The sequence below is a fragment of the Paenibacillus sp. J22R67 genome, assembly GCF_059692175.1.
This window is the reverse complement of sequence record NZ_JCAUAX010000002.1, coordinates 235361-253477: the sequence shown is the minus strand read 5'-3', so window position 1 is coordinate 253477 and position 18117 is coordinate 235361. Positions and strand designations below refer to the sequence as shown.

Sequence of the window (18117 nt, the reverse complement as noted above, 5' to 3'; positions counted from 1 at the left end):
AAGTGGCGGAGGCGAGGAAATTGACGGTTACAGCGATTGTAGGAGCAAATTGGGGAGATGAAGGAAAGGGTAAAATGACGGATGTCCTTTCTGCAGAATCGTCTTATGTTGTTCGTTATCAAGGCGGGAGCAACGCGGGGCATACGATTATAAACGATTATGGAAAATTTGCGCTACATATGCTTCCATCGGGCGTGTTTTATCCAAAAGTTAGGAATGTGATTGGTCCAGGTGTTGCGTTAGATGTGGATGCTTTCATTAGAGAACGAGAAGAGTTGCTTGAAAGAGGTGTTCCAGAACCACATTTAAGCGTGTCTGATCGTGCGCAAATTGTGCTTCCTGTACACCGTTTATTTGATAAGCTGGAAGAAGAACGATTAGGCGTTCATAGTTTTGGTTCAACGAAACGCGGGATTGCTCCTTTTTACATGGATAAATATGCAAAGCTCGGTATTCAAGTGTCCGACTTGTACGATAAACATAGATTATTGTTTCGACTAAAACAATCACTAGAGGCAAAGAACGTCCTACTTGAGCATCTATACGGGCGACAACCGATTCAACCAGAGGATTTACTACCGGAATTATTAGGACAAGCAGAGAAACTCCGCCCATTTGTTCGCGATACCACTATCATGCTTCATAAAGCATATGAGAAAGGTGAGGCGATATTGTTAGAAGGCCAACTCGGTGCATTGCGTGACCCCGATCATGGTATATATCCTTATTCCACATCATCTTCTACTCTTGCTGGATTTGCACCTGTCGGTGCAGGATTGCCACCTTATGCCATTACGAAGGTTATGGCTGTGGTCAAAGCGTATTCAAGCTGCGTAGGTACAGGACCCTTTGTATCCGAATTGGATGGAACAGAGGCTGATGAATTGCGACGCTTAGGAGGGGACGCGGGGGAGTACGGTGCAACCACTGGTCGCCCTCGTCGTGTTGGTTGGTTCGATGCTGTGGCAACTCGTTACGGCTGCCTGATACAAGGAGCGACGGAAGTCGCTTTGACAAATCTTGATGTACTTGGATACTTAGAGAGCATTCCAGTTTGCGTAGGATATGAACTAGAAGATGGGACGATAACTGAGGATTTTCCAGTGAGTGCAAAGATGGATAAGGCAAAGCCTATTTGGCGACAATTAAAGGGTTGGAAATGTGATATTTCAAAAGCACGTTCTTTTGACGAGCTGCCTATTGCTGCACAGCAATACGTCGCATTCATTGAATCTGCCATCAATGTGCAAATCATGTATGTCTCGGTAGGACCTAGACGCGAACAACTAATAGCCCTATGAGCAAAGTCTTGCCAACTCCCCGAATTGACTAACCAAAAAAATATACGTTATAGTTGTAGGTGCGGAGGGGTTGCGGAATGAAGGATAAGGAAACGAGTCGGTACCTGAAGGGGAAAGCCACGAAGAAAAAGATATTCGCTGTAGCGAAGGAACTCATCGTAAGCAAGGGATATAACAACGTTACGGTTGATGAAATTTGTGAGAAATGCAGCCTTTCCAAAGGGGCATTCTATGTTCATTATAAGTCGAAAGAGGATATCGTCAGAAAATTGTACCGAGACGATTATTCCGAGTATATGGAAGAGAATTTCGGGAAGTATATTCTTGAAAACAAAGATGCTTCTCCTGTTGATAAAGTTAAAACTTTTATAGTGGTTGCACTAGGCTTTCCATTAATCGTTGGTGTAGAACTAACTAAACTTACTTTTGTTGTTAATCTATCCTTAAAATCAAGCGAAACCTCATTTTTTTCAGACTGTATTGAGCAAGACCTGTTCTTTGAAGCTATTCAAGAGGGAATAGATAAGTCATTATTTAGAAATGATTTATCCGTCGAAGAGATCGTGAATTATCTTTACTCTTTTTTGACGGGAGCCTTCATGACCTGGTGCCTGTCAGACTCATCTTACGATATGCTCAGAGCGAGCGAGAAATATGTGGATGCGCTAATAAAAGGTCTACGATAATAAAGTGGAATAGGAAGGCTGCCTGCAAGAGAGGCAGCCTTTTTGGTCTACTACCATGAAGTTTGTTGCGGAAGGACAGAATACAGAATAAAGAATAAGCTTTATAATGATTATCCGATGTTATCTGATGATTATTGATGGCCGTTATCCCCCGTATTGTAAGCGTATACAACTGGCTTTCTGATGATTGTATCCGGTTACTCCATACGATGCTATGATCATTTTATTCAAACGCACCATGCAGAAAGGAAGGTCATCTCACATGAAGGCAACGACGGTAGACGCCGGCGTCAAACGAGTATCTATTTTATCCTCGAACGTACTGAAGAAAAGACTGCTCAAAAATCGCTGGCTCTATTACATGCTTACCCCAGGTGTACTGTATTTTCTAATTTTTAAATATGCACCGATGTGGGGGGTACTGATCGCATTTCAGGATTACTCACCTTTCAATGGGTTTTGGGGGAGTGATTGGGTCGGTTTTACCCACTTCCGGACATTCTTTAGTGAGCCCGAGTTTGCGCTACTATTCAAAAATACGTTTGTTCTAGCGATCTACAACATCTTATTCTTCTTCCCGTTACCGATCCTTGTTGCACTCATGCTCAATGAAATTCGTAAGGAAGTGTTCAAGCGAACTGTGCAAAGCCTCATTTATATACCACATTTCATTTCTTGGGTCGTTGTTGTCGGATTGGTCCATATTCTGTTTACAACGGAAGGCGGTATTCTTAACGAATTGATCGCATCCTTCGGTGGACAGAAGATGAACATGCTGCTGGACAAAGACTGGTTTAGGCCATTTATTATTGGCGAAATGATTTGGAAAGAAACCGGTTGGGGAACGATCCTGTTTCTTGCGGCACTTGCTGGCGTCGACACACAGCTGTACGAAGCTGCACGGATCGATGGTGCAGGAAGGTGGAAACAGATGATTCATGTGACGTTACCAGCCATCCGCAGCACGATCGTTGTCCTCCTGATCTTAAGGCTCGGTTCATTTCTGGATGTTGGCTTCGAGCAAATATTCCTGATGTTAAACCCGATGAATCGCGAGGTTGGTGAGGTCTTCGAGACATATGTGTATGAACGCGGTATACAGCAAGGGGACTTCAGTTATTCAACAGCAGTGAATTTGTTCAAATCGGTCATAGGAATTGTGCTGGTGGTTGGCGCCAACCACTTGGCCAAAAAAGCAGGTGAGGAAGGCATTTATTAATAAGATGGAGGAATCGATATGAAGGAATCACTTGGCGGTAGACTATTTGACCTTTTCAATTACACCTTTTTGGGATTGTTTGGCTTAGTGACCATCCTGCCTTTCATTTATGTAGTCGGCGGTGCATTTACCTCGCCGCAGGAATATATCAGCCGAAGGATAGTCTTGTTTCCGCATACGCTATCACTTGAAGGATTTAAGTATATTTTCTCAACCCCGGTGCTGTTGACTAGCTTGAGTGTAACTATTTTCATTACGGTAGCTGGCACGCTGATCAACCTGGTGTTCACCTGTTTGATGGCATATCCGCTGTCGCGCAAAGATTTGGATGGACGAAAGTTCATTCTGCTCGGTGTCGTTTTCTCGATGCTGTTCAGTGGGGGGATGATTCCGCTCTTTCTAGTCGTCAAGTCGCTCGGAATGATCGATTCCTTCTGGTCGCTGCTGCTGCCTGGGGCAATTAGTGCGTTCAATCTAATTGTGCTCAAGAATTTCTTTCAGCAGATGCCGGACGGGCTTGAGGAAGCAGCAAAAATAGATGGCTGCAACGATCTACGTATTCTGTGGCAAATTGTGCTGCCACTGTCGTTACCAGCTATCGCAACGTTCTCGTTGTTCTATGCAGTCAACCATTGGAACTCGTTTTTCTCCGCCATTCTTTACATTAATGATAACTACAAATGGCCGATTCAGGTATGGCTGCGACAGATCGTTATCCTTTCGTCCGGGGGACTCGGTGATTCGGCGACATTTGATTCCAACTACATTGTGCCGCCTGGACAAATTATCAAGATGGCGGTTATTGTCATCTCCACCGTCCCCATACTCTGTGTGTATCCATTCTTGCAGAAGCATTTTGCCAAAGGGGCGTTAATCGGATCGGTCAAAGGCTAAATCCAAGGAGGGTCTATGCAAAATGGACGAGTGCCGGAACGCTCCCCCCCTGGTAGGGGATATATGGTCAGACTCAGAAACACCAATATGAACTTATGGAGGATGAACTATGCTTGAGAGCCTAACCCGGACCGCATTAGTGGATGATTGCTTAACGATTATGAATGCTTCGGATGATATTTGCGAAGCATTCAAAGAAGTAATTCGCACTCACCGCCCATTCGCCCAATTCGGCAGCCTAACGCGATCAGATGATCGGATCGCGTTCGAATTACTAGCCTACTATAGAAACGATTGGGAGTCCCATCGCACGGTGACAGAGGAAGTTGGTTTCCGCTCGGCGCCGCTTGTCCCCAAGACACAAGCGGAGTCTTCAGTTGCATTAGCGCTTGGATGGATCGCTCATCGTGCAGCGAGGGCGCATTTGACACCGGACTCAGCTGAGGCGGAACTTTACCAAGATGCTGAACTGTTCCGCAAGCGGTATGTAGGTGGATCAGGCATCAGCCGAGAGGAACTTGCTGAGCTATTCAGTGTGCTGCAGCAGCGTTTTTTTATTGAGATGCATACCTTCGTTCCGGATGTTGATGACATCGAGGGCTGGTTTGACCGGCTGGACCAGATGATTGGTGAATGGGAGGGGAACATGGAGCAGTTGGCCAGCGCAGTGGTCGATCCCGATTTAGAGAAGGCGCAGCGGTATGTTAACGAATCGAATTTCTATGACGAAGATGACGCTTTGATCCGTCTGGCCGACTCTATCCGCAGTGGCGGGCAACCATCGCAGGGTGAAATTAAAGCGGTACTTTCGGCTGAACCACAGAGCGGGTACGCAAGCGCCTTGCATCAAGCGATTCGCAGCCTGCGCAGTGCCAGCGTATTTTTTACCGGCTCGAGCGATCTAAGCTCGTTCGAAGAATTCTTGGCAGTATAAAGCTAAACCACAATAAGCTAAGGGGGATCTTTCATGGCTAATCTTATGGGGAAATCCAGCATAATGGGGATTGTAGGGAGTTTGTTCGTCACCGCCGCTCTTGCCGGCTGCAGCAACACTCCTCCAGAGGCGTCCACAACGAATCAGCAAGGCACAGCGGAGAGTACCACACAGGCGAAAGACGATAAGCCCTTTGTCATTACAATGATGAATTTGTCCGTCCTGTCTGAGCCGCCTAAGGAGACTGACCCCATTATTACCGCGGTTGAGAAGCTGACCAATACGGATCTGCAAATTCAATGGGTGCCAAACGGTACTTACGAAGAGAAGGTAAATGCCACTATCGCCTCGGGACAATTACCGATGGTTCTGCTGGTCGGTACCCCGGTGCAATCCAATATCAAAAATGCAATGAGAGCCGGTCAGTTTTGGGAAATTGGCCCTTACCTCAAAGACTATCCGAACTTGCAAAAGGCGTTAAATCCAGAAGTGCTCAAGAGCACCGCGGTTGGCGGCAAATATTATCAGATTAACCGGGCTCGCTCTTTGGTCGGAGATGGCATGATCTATCGCACGGATTGGCTGGATAAGCTTGGCATGAAGCCTCCGACAAACCTTGATGAGATGTACGAGGTTATCAAGGCGTTTGCCACGAAGGATCCGGATGGCAACGGAAAGAACGATACGATCGGTCTCGCCGAAGAGAAGAGCATTCGCGGTTTCAAACTCATATTGGCTGCGACAGGCGGAGGAAACGTGTGGGATATTAAAAACAATCAAGTCGTACCCTCACATGAAAGTCAAGCCTTTGTGGATGCAATGAACTGGTATAAGCGTCTGTACCAGGAGAAGCTGATCAATCAGGACTTCGCTATTGCGGAGCGGGTTCAGAATATTGATAACGGTAACAAAGGGCTGTTCGGGTTCCGCCTTGGTGACAATGACTTTATTTCCCGTCACTCGGAGCTTTTCAAGTTAAATCCGAAAGCCGAACTCGATACCTCCAGTATTCTTAAGGGAGTGAACGGCACCAAGCTGCTGATGGATAGCGGCCTTTCGGGCAGCTTCGTTATTCCGAAGCAGACGGTGAAAAGCGATGCCGAATTAAAGCGCATTCTGCAATATTTTGATAAGCTGTCTACGCCAGAGGGACAAAACATTTTCGAATGGGGCGGAGAAGGCATTCATTATACCGTGAAAGACGGCAAAGCTGACCGGACACCGGAGCAAGCCGCCAAGTATGCGTCGGAGGTCATTCAGTTACAGCAGGCCATGCAGGTTTCCGATGGGTCGCTCGCTATGGAAGGAACGTACGATAAATATACGGGCAAATTTAAAACGGCCAAAAAACAGGCAAGTGCCATTGCAGATATATTTGTAACAAATCCGGCAGCTGCTTACAACTCACCGACATTAGATTCAAAGCGCACGCAGCTTGATAAAATTATCAACGATGCCCGCGTTAAGTACATTATGGGTGAGATAGACATGACTGGCTGGAAGGCTGCGCTTGACAACTGGCATAAATCCGGCGGAGATAAAGTGCTGGAAGAGTTGAATAAAGAGTATCAGGCGGACCCTAACAAAGGGAAATAAACCATTATACGGAGGATGAGATATGTCGGAGAATGTAACCCACACCGCAGTAGTGGAAGATTGCTTTAACCTGATGCTTGCATCGGAACGCATTTGCAGCGCCTTCAAAGAGGCTGGCAGAGACCATATCCGATTTATCCAATTCGGCAGCGTAACCCGTTCGGGTGATAAATTTACGGTCAACCTGCTGGATAAATACAGGTCGATCTGGGAGACACACAAGGAAAAAGACCGACTTGGATACAAGCTAGCGTTTGTACTCGGTTGGCTGTGCCATCGCGCAGCGGACCGGCAGATGAAGGTCGTATTCCGCGAGGCCGAACCGGAGTCACGCGAGTTTCCAACCGATTGCAGTATTTATCATGATGCGTTCATTTTCCGCAAGTTGTACGACGGCAACGGGAACACGCCATTCCCTTACAGAACTGCTCATTTCGAGAGGCAGTTGGAGAGCTTGTCCGCAGCGGCAGTGGTCGATGTTAATGGGGTCACGGATGCTTACCGATCCATATGGCAGCGGTCACTGTTGGGACTTCAAACGTTCGTTCCACAGACGGAGGATCGGGAGGGATGGTTGAGTAAACTTCATGCCAAGCATCAGGAGCAAGTTATTCACCTGGACCGCTATGCTGAGGCGGTTGTCACGCCGATTCCATCCAAAACTCAGCGGTTTATTATTGAAACGAACTTCTACAACAGCGAAGATGCGATTTTGCAGTTATGCGAGGAGCTTCGCCATGGTGTGGTACCCTCACAGAAGGAAATCGATGAAGCCTTCGAGGCGGAGCCGACCAGTCATTATGCACACGCCGTCCGGATGGGCTTTGGTTATCTGATGAGCGCGAGCAGCTATTTTACTGGTGCCATTGATGAAGGGACGCTCAAAGATCAACTCGATGTAGGCAAAAAAGGCAGGGACGGCTTAGCCGTATAACTTTTCCCCGAAATTATGATGCACCGGCTCGGCCCATTGGACGGTCCGGTGTAGTATAATTATGGCGTGCAACAAGAGAACAAGGCTGAGGGGGCGGATTATGTTCAGAATCAACCGGTACCTTACAAAGATGATTGTGTTCTCGATAGGTGTAAGCACGCTGCCTATCATCCTGCTCGGGCTTTTCTTTTATGTGAAAACGTCTAGTACGATTCAACAGAAGGTCAACGATGGCAATGTGTTGGTGCTAGAGCAGACGCGTCTTCGAATCGAGCAGGTGCTAGGTGCGCTGGATTTGCAGATCGAACGACTTTCTGAGAGCACCTTTGTGACAGAGGCACTGGAAACTGGCATTACCCCGTCTCATTTTACACTTGTCCAAAATTTGCTGAGATCGATGTCCCAAGTACAAACATTCGATGTAGGTGTCAGAGATGTTCATCTGATTGATGTTAGCCGGGGAGGGATTTTAAACTCAGAAGGATACAATCCGCTGACTCCCGAGAAGGCATCCGTGATCGACCATTATCTGCACATCGACCGAAACAAGTTTTGGAACGTAGAGAAGGAAAGCTTGCTTCGCAGTCGAAATACAGACAATGCCTTGACATTTAGTCTGGTTAAAAAGGTTCCGGCTTTCACTGAGAAGCCACTTGGCATGTTGATCGTTGAAATAAACGGCGGGCAGCTTCGCCATTTCCTAGCCAAAAATAATACACTCGGTGAAGTCATGATTCTAGATGAAGATTATTCAGTACTGACGACTCAAAGCGAGAATAGGTTGGTCGATACGGCAACTTTACAGACGATTATAGGGAATTTGCGTGGAAATGAAGAAAAATCCGGTTTGTTTGAATCTTTGGTAGGCGGCACCCAGGTTGGCGTGGCGTTTCAACGATCCTCGTTCAACGGATGGATCTATCTGTCCTTGATTCCTATTGAACAGATCAGGTTCGAGTCGCGGAGAACCGGGTGGATTATATTGGCTACTTGCGTAACCATGCTATTGCTCGCTGTATTGATTTCATGGGCTGGCTCCCAACGGATGTACGCACCGATACAAAGGCTCTATCTGTCATTGTTTTCACAGCAGGATCCTCAGCGTAAGCGGGTAGATGAATTTAGTATGATCAATGAGGGGTTCATGAAGATGCGCAGCGATCAGGTGCAGATGGCAGATCAGTTGAGAAGCCATACGCGCCAGCTAGAGGAGTATTACTTGCTAAAGCTCGTTCGCGGTGACTTCAAACCGTCCGAAATCAATGAAAAGCTTGGCGTCATGAACGTTGCTGGCCGGCGCATGGCAGTGCTAACGATTCAGATGGATACGCTCAAGGGTACTCGGTACGAGGAGCGGGATAGTGAACTGCTGTTATTTGCGATCAACAACATGGTCAGCGATCTTATACCGTCGGCGCAGAGGCTGCTGCCGATCGTCTTGCAATCATCGCAAGTGACGCTTGTATTTGAGGAACCGGGGTCGACAGAGGACTTCCGCACTTACATATATTCGCTGGCCAAAAATGTGCAGGATACGCTCGAGCAATATTTAAAGCTGCGGATTAGTATCGGAATCAGCAGGTCCTATGACGGGTTAAGGTATGCTAACCAGGCCTACAAGGAAGCGATAGATGCATTGAAATACCGAGTAATGTACGGACAAAAGACAATTCTGCATATCGACGACGTCCAGCCAGCACACAATGTAACGACGGTATATCCGAAGGAGTTGGAGCGACAAATTCGCGATTCAGTTAAAATGGCGGACCGGGACAAAGCCCAGGAGCTGCTAAATGAATTTTTCGAGGAAATTTCTCGCCAGTATTTAAACTATAACGACTATCAGATTGCCGTCACGAGGTTTTTCGTCAACCTGATCTGGCTGCTTCAGGAGAGCGGGAGTGCGACGATCGATATACCCGAAGGGGAGCCGCCGCTTCTCGAGCAGTTGAATGCGCTATCATCCGTGGATGAAGTGCGGCATTGGTTCAGAAGCAAAGTGATCGAGCCAATCATCCGAGTCTATGACGAACAGCGACGGACAAGACATAAGTCGATTTCAGAAGAGATCACACAGTTAATTCACAGTAACTTCGATAGTGAAATTAGTTTGGATTCCTGCTCCACCCTGCTCAACTATCACCCGAGTTACATCAGCAAGGTGCTTCGGCAGGAGCTCGGTATCAGCTTCAGCGACTATTTACTACAATATCGCCTGTTGAAAGCAAAAGAAATGCTTGAAGAAACTGACATGAAAGTATCAGAAATCGCCCATAAACTTCAATATAATAATTCCCAGAACTTCATCCGTTCCTTCCGTAAGCTGGTTGGGATAACCCCTGGCGCTTACCGGGAGGATAGGCTTAATAATATGCAATATCAAACACACAAGCCTTAATAAGAGGAGGGAAATGTACCATGAAACGGTTCGAGATTGCAGTTATTCCTGGTGACGGTATCGGTAAGGAGGTTGTTCCTGCGGCGTTAGAGGTGCTGAATGCGGCGGCGGAGGTACACGGCGGAATTTCGTTCCGGTTCGATTGCTTTCCTTGGAGCTGTGATTATTATGAACAGCACGGCAAGATGATGCCTGAGGATGGATTGCAAACGCTTCAAAACTTTGAGGCGGTGTTTCTCGGGGCTGTCGGCGACCCAACGCGTGTACCCGATCATGTATCATTGTGGGGACTACTCATTAAGATCCGTCGTGAGTTCCAACAGGTGATCAACATCCGTCCAGCAAAATATTTCCGCGGTCTTTCTTCGCCGCTGCTCCAACCAAACGATTTTGACCTTCTCGTCGTAAGGGAGAACAGTGAAGGCGAATACAGTGAAATTGGCGGTCGCATTCATAAAGGCGACGATGAAATTGCGATCCAGAATGCCGTGTTTACACGCAAGGGAACCGAACGGGCGATGAGATATGCGTTCGATCTCGCCCGTAAACGTCGGGGTCATTTGACTAGTGCTACCAAATCGAACGGTATCGTATATTCCATGCCGTTCTGGGACGAAGTATTTAAGGATGTGCACAAGGAGTATCCCGATGTGCAGACAACTTCGACGCATATTGACGCGCTGGCTGCCTTTTTTGTGACGAAGCCGCAGGTGTTTGACGTTGTTGTGGCGAGTAATCTGTTCGGCGATATTCTGACTGATATTGGCGCCGCCATTATGGGGGGCATTGGCATCGCCCCTGCTGCCAACATTAACCTGAACGGTAAGTATCCGTCGATGTTCGAACCGGTTCACGGCTCCGCTCCGGACATTTACGGACTAGGAATTGCCAATCCGATCGGACAGATCTGGACGGCCAAAATGATGCTGGACCATTTCGGCTATCTGGAGCTGGGGCAGCATCTCTTAGAGGTGGTTGAGAGCGTAACGGATGCGGGGACTAAAACGAAGGATATCGGCGGTACGGCCACTACGCGTGAGGTAACATCGGAAATTATTCGCAGATTGAAGAAGTGACGAAGATTTAAATGGCGGGTCTACTAGATTCATGATTTCAATCCAATTGAGGAGGCAACTTCATATGGGCAAACCATATCGTGATTTATCTTATTTGTATCTCGATAGTTCTGAGCGGAGAGCTGCAAGCGGTGTTTCCACTGCGGAATTGGAGGAAGCGGCAAATTCCAAGGTGCTTAATGTTGATGCGATTACAAGTCCTGTGGTCATCGAATCGATGGAGCTGCTATTTAACAATGGACTATATTTTCTGCGCACGCGTTCCAAAGACGGCTCCGAAGGGGTAGCGGTTGCCAGTGAACGGGCGGCTTATTTGTATCCGCTGCTTAAGCAGCTCATCATCCCTTATTTTATAGGCAAGGATGCACGCGAACTGGAGAAGTTGCTTGATGGCGTCTACGTGTACGAGAGCAACTACAAGTTGTCGGGCCTTGCTTTATGGTGCTGCATCTCCTGGGTGGAGGCGAGTCTTCTCGACATGTTGGGACGTATTATCAACAAGCCGATCGGAGATTTGCTAGGCGGCGTTATCCGCTCAGAAGTGCCGATCTATGTGGCTAGCGGCAACCGGGGGACGACGCCGGAAGAAGAGATCGAGGTACTAAAGCGGCGGATGGATGAAACAGGGGCGAAGGCAGTCAAATTTAAGGTAGGCGGCCGGATGAGCAAAAATGCCGACTCCCTCGCCGGCCGCTCGGAGGGACTAATCTATATGGCCCGCCGGGAGCTAGGTGATGACATCGCCATCCACGCCGACGGCAATGGCTCTTACGATCCTCCGGTCGCGATCGAATACGGCAAGATGCTCGAAGAGATCGACGCCTTCTTCTATGAGGAACCGTGTCCGTTCGAGCATCTTGAGGATACGAAAGAGGTCGCTGACAATCTGGCGATTCCGCTAGCCTTCGGTGAGCAGGAGACGAGCATGCGCCGCTTCCGTTGGATCATCGACAACGATGCAGCGCAGGTCATACAACCGGATTTGCAATACAACGGCGGCTTTATCCGCAACACCCGTATCGCACGAATGGCAGCGCTTAAAGGTATTCCGGTAACCCCGCATATTTCCGGTGGGTTTGGCTATGTCTATGTACTGCATTATGCGTCATACATCCCGAACATCGGCAAATTCCAGGAAGACAAGTCAGGTGTCAAGACGACCGGTTTCTTGTTCTCTCCGCCGAAGGAGTCCAAAAACGGCGTCATTTATGCACCATCAGGACCGGGGCTTGGTATGGACGTGGCGACAGTGAATGCAGTACTGCGTAGAGCACTACAGGTTTGATGAGTTTCAGATGATAAAAGAGGCGGTCGCTCGGTCATTATATGACTTGAGATCGCCTCTTTTTTATTGAGCAGAATCGAATAGCGGGAAAAACTCCATTTATTTTAAGCAAGTTATCACAATAAAAACCTAATAATTGGAAAAATTCCAGTTAGTTCTCTCCTTTATCCTGTTTCCAAGATCAATCGTCTGACATAAGTTCCTTACAGCTGTGCCATATCGGCATCGTAGCAATGCCAAACCTTATCTGTTTTTTATCCATAATAGTATTGTTAGATCGCTGAATGAACATTTAGTGGCAGCGCTCCTTTTTGGTATGATGAATCCTTTGACTTTTCGCGTTTAGTACAATATGATAAGTAGTAAGTAGTAAGTAGTAAGTAGTAAGTAGTAAGTAGTAAGTAGTAAGTAATTGTCTTCGAAAGGTAGGAGGATACTACCATGGTAAAAAGTTTATCAATTCCCCAAGAGTTTGTCTTACTCGCATTAGATCGTGAAACAAATAAACTAAAGTCTATGTTTCGTATGCATGTTGCCTTATATACGATAATGGCTTGTATCGTGGAACTTTCTATAAATGGGAACGTTACTTTTGATGACGATGATACGATCAGAATTGCTAACTCAGCATCCACAGGTGAAAAGTATCTTGACAGATTACTCGAAATTATAACTGCTGAGAAACCAAAGAAGTTGGAGAAATGGGTTTCTTACTTTTACTATAGACAAAAAGAAATTTATAAAATGGTTGTACAAAGCCTTGTAGATCAAGGAATTCTAGAGATTGAAAATGCGGAAGTCTTATTCGTTGTTCCAGTAAAAAAATATTCGGATGTAGCAAATAAACGGAATCACATCGTGGAGAGAATTCGAGCTGAGTTATTAGAACAGGGGAATGTAGAAGAACATACAGTAGCCTTAGTGCTATTTTTAAACATTAAACATATGTTAACTGACTATTTTTCTGATTACGAACAAAAAACGTTAAAGCAAAAGCTAGAGATATTGCGTAAAGACGATATTTATAAAAAAATTAGAACAGTTGATAAAACTATCCAGAAGATTGAATCAGGATCATAACTTTAAGTGTTGCAGCATTCATAGGGGAGTAAAATATGGGTAGAAAAAGAAGTTTAGATAAAATTTTATCATCAGAGTATGTGAGTATCAGTGAGTTGGTTGAACTTTCTGGAGTTCGATACAGCACCATTAAATATTACACGGAAGAGGATATGATCACATTTGAGCAAGAGGATACAAGACTGACAAGAAGGTACCCACGTGAATTAGCACTAAAGCGACTTGAGGAAATTCGTGTTATGAAAGAAGCAGAAGGATTGACTATTAAACAAATTAAAGAAAAATTATAATTACAGACATTGGCATAATCGGATTTCTCTTAACGAAAAAGGGAACCGATTTTTTGCGTTGTGGACAAACACCTCAAGAAGAAAAAGATGGAAGTAATAACCTATAAAAATGAAATAGCCCCCTAATTTATACGAAGTGAATTCATAATAAAGTTAAATAAAGATTTTTGAGAGGCAAGGTATTAAGAAATCTTCTGTATCAACTAAATCTAAAGCGTTTTCAAATTCGGAGGGATACCATTCATGAAAAAGTTTCTAGCTGTAGTTGCTGCACTAACGCTTTTGGCAGGTTGTGAGCAAGGAGGAAGCCCCACCTCGGTTGCAGGGGAAGGAGAGGGAGTAAGCAAAACAGCCGCTGCTGCTCCAAGTAATGAGTTGTTTATTTATACGGTCAATCCTCCCTATTTCGCTAAAGAAGAAAATTTCAATAAACAAATCGGCGATTTCCTCAAAAAGAAATTCCCGGATGTGGAGATCAAGCACGTTCACTGGGATAACCCTGGAAGACAGTACAAGGATCTTATTGCAGCGGGTACAATTCCTGACCTCATCATTGATAACACGCGTATGAACGTGCAGCGTTGGATCTTTGACAATGACCTGGAATATGATATCAGGGATCTTATCAAAAAGTATAATTTTGATACGACCAAATTAAATCCGTCCCTTATGGCCCAAATGGCTAACCTGAGAACGGATGGCAGCATCTACGGGTTGCCGTATAATAATAACGATTTTGTACTCTTTTATAACAAAGACATCTTTGACAAATTCGGTGTCGACTATCCAAAAAACGGGATGACCTATGACGAGATCTATGAAATCGCAAAGAAACTAACTCGAGTAGATGGGGAAGTCACTTATAAAGGCTTTTCTCAAAATCCAGGTCATTATATGAATTATAATCAGCTTTCGTTGTCTCCTCTAAGCTTATCTGAGGACAAGGCGAGCATGAGCTCTCCCGAGTGGAAGAATGTTGTCGACAACTTACGCCGGTTCTATGATATTCCTGCTAACCAGTTTGACACGGTAGAGACTTTTGCGACGAAAGCTAACATTGCGATGGCTGTAGCGACGGTTGATCATTTGGTTTCGTATTATGAGCAAAATAAGAATTTGAACTTTGATATTGTATCCGTGCCATCTTTTAAGGAGGCAATGGATACGAGGTATCAGCCAAATGTATATTCCATGTATATTGCAAAGCAATCTCAGAAGAAGGATCTTGCTTTCCAAGCAATGGCGGCTCTGCTTTCCGAGGAGCATCAAATCGATCTTGCAAAAGAAGGCGTCATTGTACCTATGGAATCCAAAGGCGTGCAAGAAGCGTTCGGACAAAACTTGGTACAGATGAGGGGCAAGAACACGAGCGCAATCTTTTATGGTAAAACGGCGATGCCGCCAGCTGCACGTGCCAATGGTTTAATCTGGTATGATGTTCCAATGCAGAACGTATTTGCGCCCCTGATTTTCAAAGAATCAAAAGACACGGTTACGGCGCTGCGTATGATCGAAGAGCAATCGACGAAAGCGATTGCGACTACGAAAGCTGCGAAAGCAAACGAAGCTACAGCTGCTGAAGCGAAGAAATAAATGAATTGAGGTGGGCTGCGAGCGTTGAGCTTGCGGCGTCCGCCTCTTTTTTCTGGTGTTTCGCAAGCGACTTCATACTGTTGGCTTAGGTATGCGAGTCATAGGAGGAATATGCGAATATTTAGAAAGCTTGAACTAAACTACAAAAACAAACTGATGCTTACTTTTGTGCTGGTGGCTTTTTTGCCGTCCATTTTCATGCATTATATGACGTATATGAACTCGACGCGTGCCATGAATGCGAAAATAAATGAACTCGTTACCTCGAATTTGATTCAAACCAATAAACATTTAGATTCCAGTCTATCTCAGTATGAGGATGTCTTGTATCAATTAATCATTAGTAATGACGTGATTACATCAAGCAAAAAATTACTTTATGGCACCGACTTCGATCAGCTGACTTATTCAGACACACTCATCCAGATTTTTTCTGGCTATTCCAATTCCAAACCAGGAATTCGAGGGTTCACCTATTTCGATAATAATGGAAATATTCTAGCTTCCTATGACAAACTAACAAGTTCATCCTTATGGGCTGAGGAGAAGAAAAATATCCCTTATTTGCTGATTATGAAGATGAATAATATCCAGCAAGGACCTCTTATTACGTCGACGGAACCTATGTTTGCAGACGGAAGTGATTCTCCCATCGTGTTCCATATTGCCCGAAGGCTATATGGTATTTCGTCCGACCGTCTGGAGAAGATGGGCTACATCGTGATGACTTTGGAAGAGTCGGTTCTCGCCCAAGCATGCCGTATTTCGCTCATGGATCCGAATGATCCGGGAATGAGCAGCACCAATATCCTCATCGATCATGCTCAGAATATCGTGTCATTCCCTTCCAAAGATCGAATCGGATCGAATTTTGCCAGCGTTCTAGGTGTGAAAGAATTGGCTGTGGATCATTTTCCTCAGAAAGGAATTGTACTCGGGCACCCCTCCATTATGAATTATTATCCGAATGAGAAGACAGGCTGGACAATCGTAAATATTACAAACGAAGAGAAAATGTTCGGTGAAATGTATGCTATGCAAAAAATAAATGTTTGGACAGGATTCGTAATGTTCCTGATCAGTACATTGCTCATTGTCTATTTCTCAGGCTTATTGACCAAATCGATTCATAGAATTGTGAATGCAATGAAGCAGACGGAGCTTGGTGACCTCAACGTGAAAATCGAAGATAATACGGGAGATGAAATTTCGATCATCGCCTCCAGTTACAATAACATGATGACCACAATTAATGAGTTGATGAAGAAAACAAAGCTTGCTGTGCAAAAACAGAAAGAGTCTGAGATCCGATCTTTAGAAGCACAAATCAATCCTCATTTTCTGTACAATACATTAGATTCCATTAACTGGATGGCTATCGAGAAAGAGGAACATGAGATGAGCCGAATGATTAAAGGGCTAGCCCACATTCTTCGCTATAGCATAAGCCATAGCAATAAGAGGGTAAATCTCGCACAAGAGCTCGAATGGCTCGAGCACTATTTGACTTTACAACGCAATCGTTTCAATGACTCCTTTCAATATTTCATTCATGTTCATCCGAGTCTGAAAGATGTGAAATTATATAAGCTATTGCTTCAACCCTTCGTTGAAAATTCGATCATTCATGGCTTTGCCGGTAAAATAACCGGTGCTGAACTACACATTCGGGTCCGGTTCGAAGCTGAGGGCTTCTTGTGCATTGAGATGCAAGACAATGGATGCGGCATGGACGATGCAACCGTAAGAACGATGCTGGGTGGCGGTACGCCAGAAAATGCAGCTATTGGATCCGGGATTGGTATACGGAATGTGATGGATCGGCTGGATTTGTACTATGGAGATCAAGCAAAGTGCTTCATTGAAAGCACATTAGGCAGGGGCACTAAGGTCATTCTGCTTTTGCCGACTATTGCGGACGAGCTAAAGGAAGGTGATTTATGAGAATCGTTGTTGTGGAGGATGAAGAGAAAGTACGCAAAGGTCTTATCCGTTTAATTCACAAATTAAGTGATACCTATCATGTTGTTGGAGAATGTGAAAATGGTGAGAAGGGCAGGGCAGTCATCCTGGAAACGATGCCGGATCTAGTCATTACGGATATTCGAATGCCTGTCATGAGTGGGATCGGCATGCTGGAATCGTTGAAAAAGGAAGGAAACACGACCCAAACGATCATCTTAAGTGGGCATTCTGAATTTGAATTTGCCCGTAAAGCGCTCCAGATGGGTGTCGTGATCGAATACTTATTGAAACCGATTACAGCCGAGGATTTAAAACAAGTGCTGCTTCTAGCGGAGAAGCACATGACAAACCAACTGCTGAGCGGGATGCTGCAAGGTCAAGCGGCTTCAGTTATGGAACTCCAAGAGCCCAACGAATTGCGTAAAGCGCTGCTCGAAAGTGCTGATAAAATTGCCGAGCAATTGTTGAAAATACCCAAGAGTTACAGTCTATTGATTCATAAATCCTTGAAAATCATTCAGGATAAGTACTGCAGCGGCATTTCATTAGAAGAATTGGCCCATGCTTTGGGCATTACGCCGGAATATTTAAGTTCATTGTTTCAAAAAGAATTGGGAATTTCCTTTACAGCCTATATCAAGAATATACGAATGAAAGAAGCTAAGGAATTGCTGATGAGTCCTATGAAAGCGTTTGAAGTTGCGAAACAGGTAGGCTACTCAGATGCCAAATATTTTACTCGTGTATTTAAAGAGGCAACCGGATTAACGCCTGGCGAATTCCAGAAGGTATACCGCAAAGAATGACCGACATCAGAAAATTTACTTTAAAACAATCCACCTATCTTAGAATATTAGAATTACCTA

15 protein-coding genes are annotated in these 18117 nt (G+C 45.3%); all 15 read left to right on the top strand.

Going from position 1 to position 18117, the window contains the following annotated elements:
* Nucleotides 1-20: 20 nt before the first annotated feature.
* The 15 genes from AC58VC_RS07220 (at nucleotide 21) to AC58VC_RS07150 (ending at nucleotide 18057) form a co-directional block, all read left to right on the top strand.
* Nucleotides 21-1301, top strand: coding sequence for an adenylosuccinate synthase (locus tag AC58VC_RS07220; protein ID WP_497368162.1), 1281 nt, complete (start codon nucleotides 21-23; stop codon nucleotides 1299-1301).
* A gap of 77 nt (nucleotides 1302-1378) precedes the next feature.
* Entirely contained in the window at nucleotides 1379-1987 is a 609-nt protein-coding gene (locus AC58VC_RS07215; protein ID WP_497368161.1) for a TetR/AcrR family transcriptional regulator, read from the top strand.
* Nucleotides 1988-2249: 262 nt separating this feature from the next.
* Nucleotides 2250-3206, top strand: coding sequence for an ABC transporter permease (locus tag AC58VC_RS07210; RefSeq protein ID WP_497368160.1), 957 nt, complete (start codon nucleotides 2250-2252; stop codon nucleotides 3204-3206).
* Nucleotides 3207-3224: 18 nt separating this feature from the next.
* The gene (locus AC58VC_RS07205; protein ID WP_497368159.1) at nucleotides 3225-4100 is read left to right on the top strand and encodes a carbohydrate ABC transporter permease; all 876 of its coding nucleotides are present in this window, start codon (nucleotides 3225-3227) and stop codon (nucleotides 4098-4100) included.
* A 109-nt stretch (nucleotides 4101-4209) separates the two neighbouring features.
* Nucleotides 4210-5034, top strand: coding sequence for a hypothetical protein (locus AC58VC_RS07200; protein ID WP_497368158.1), 825 nt, complete (start codon nucleotides 4210-4212; stop codon nucleotides 5032-5034).
* Nucleotides 5035-5067: 33 nt separating this feature from the next.
* Nucleotides 5068-6630, top strand: a complete 1563-nt coding sequence (locus tag AC58VC_RS07195; RefSeq protein ID WP_497368157.1) for an extracellular solute-binding protein — start codon at nucleotides 5068-5070, stop codon at nucleotides 6628-6630.
* A gap of 22 nt (nucleotides 6631-6652) precedes the next feature.
* Nucleotides 6653-7564, top strand: a complete 912-nt coding sequence (locus tag AC58VC_RS07190) for a hypothetical protein (RefSeq protein ID WP_497368156.1) — start codon at nucleotides 6653-6655, stop codon at nucleotides 7562-7564.
* A 100-nt stretch (nucleotides 7565-7664) separates the two neighbouring features.
* Entirely contained in the window at nucleotides 7665-9962 is a 2298-nt protein-coding gene (locus AC58VC_RS07185) for a helix-turn-helix domain-containing protein (protein ID WP_497368155.1), read from the top strand.
* 20 nt (nucleotides 9963-9982) lie between these two features.
* On the top strand, nucleotides 9983-11038 hold the full coding sequence (locus tag AC58VC_RS07180) for a tartrate dehydrogenase (RefSeq protein ID WP_497368154.1): 1056 nt from the start codon (nucleotides 9983-9985) through the stop codon (nucleotides 11036-11038).
* A gap of 64 nt (nucleotides 11039-11102) precedes the next feature.
* Nucleotides 11103-12323, top strand: a complete 1221-nt coding sequence (locus AC58VC_RS07175; protein ID WP_497368153.1) for a mandelate racemase/muconate lactonizing enzyme family protein — start codon at nucleotides 11103-11105, stop codon at nucleotides 12321-12323.
* Nucleotides 12324-12764: 441 nt separating this feature from the next.
* Nucleotides 12765-13403 carry a GOLPH3/VPS74 family protein gene (locus AC58VC_RS07170; protein WP_497368152.1) on the top strand — a complete coding sequence of 213 codons (639 nt, stop codon included), beginning with the start codon at nucleotides 12765-12767 and terminating at the stop codon, nucleotides 13401-13403.
* A gap of 35 nt (nucleotides 13404-13438) precedes the next feature.
* A complete protein-coding gene (locus AC58VC_RS07165) occupies nucleotides 13439-13693 on the top strand; it encodes a MerR family transcriptional regulator (protein ID WP_497368151.1) in 255 nt (84 codons plus the stop codon).
* A 243-nt stretch (nucleotides 13694-13936) separates the two neighbouring features.
* Nucleotides 13937-15286: an ABC transporter substrate-binding protein gene (locus tag AC58VC_RS07160; protein ID WP_497368150.1), complete on the top strand. Its 1350-nt coding sequence runs from the start codon at nucleotides 13937-13939 to the stop codon at nucleotides 15284-15286.
* Between the two features lie 111 nt (nucleotides 15287-15397).
* Nucleotides 15398-17230 (top strand): cache domain-containing sensor histidine kinase, encoded by a 1833-nt coding sequence (locus tag AC58VC_RS07155; protein ID WP_497368149.1) that lies wholly within the window; start codon nucleotides 15398-15400, stop codon nucleotides 17228-17230.
* Entirely contained in the window at nucleotides 17227-18057 is an 831-nt protein-coding gene (locus AC58VC_RS07150; RefSeq protein WP_497368148.1) for a response regulator transcription factor, read from the top strand. Before AC58VC_RS07155 ends, AC58VC_RS07150 begins: the two co-directional genes overlap by 4 nt.
* Nucleotides 18058-18117: the final 60 nt, after the last annotated feature.

Bases quoted from the DNA above. Each gene is read 5' to 3' on its own strand.
- AC58VC_RS07150 (WP_497368148.1), top strand. From the start codon at position 17,227: ATGAGAATCGTTGTTGTGGAGGATGAAGAGAAAGTACGCAAAGGTCTT.
- AC58VC_RS07205 (WP_497368159.1), top strand. From the start codon at position 3,225: ATGAAGGAATCACTTGGCGGTAGACTATTTGACCTTTTCAATTACACC.
- AC58VC_RS07215 (WP_497368161.1), top strand. From the start codon at position 1,379: ATGAAGGATAAGGAAACGAGTCGGTACCTGAAGGGGAAAGCCACGAAG.
- AC58VC_RS07200 (WP_497368158.1), top strand. From the start codon at position 4,210: ATGCTTGAGAGCCTAACCCGGACCGCATTAGTGGATGATTGCTTAACG.
- AC58VC_RS07190 (WP_497368156.1), top strand. From the start codon at position 6,653: ATGTCGGAGAATGTAACCCACACCGCAGTAGTGGAAGATTGCTTTAAC.
- AC58VC_RS07180 (WP_497368154.1), top strand. From the start codon at position 9,983: ATGAAACGGTTCGAGATTGCAGTTATTCCTGGTGACGGTATCGGTAAG.
- AC58VC_RS07160 (WP_497368150.1), top strand. From the start codon at position 13,937: ATGAAAAAGTTTCTAGCTGTAGTTGCTGCACTAACGCTTTTGGCAGGT.
- AC58VC_RS07165 (WP_497368151.1), top strand. From the start codon at position 13,439: ATGGGTAGAAAAAGAAGTTTAGATAAAATTTTATCATCAGAGTATGTG.
- AC58VC_RS07210 (WP_497368160.1), top strand. From the start codon at position 2,250: ATGAAGGCAACGACGGTAGACGCCGGCGTCAAACGAGTATCTATTTTA.
- AC58VC_RS07185 (WP_497368155.1), top strand. From the start codon at position 7,665: ATGTTCAGAATCAACCGGTACCTTACAAAGATGATTGTGTTCTCGATA.
- AC58VC_RS07195 (WP_497368157.1), top strand. From the start codon at position 5,068: ATGGCTAATCTTATGGGGAAATCCAGCATAATGGGGATTGTAGGGAGT.
- AC58VC_RS07155 (WP_497368149.1), top strand. From the start codon at position 15,398: ATGCGAATATTTAGAAAGCTTGAACTAAACTACAAAAACAAACTGATG.
- AC58VC_RS07175 (WP_497368153.1), top strand. From the start codon at position 11,103: ATGGGCAAACCATATCGTGATTTATCTTATTTGTATCTCGATAGTTCT.
- AC58VC_RS07170 (WP_497368152.1), top strand. From the start codon at position 12,765: ATGGTAAAAAGTTTATCAATTCCCCAAGAGTTTGTCTTACTCGCATTA.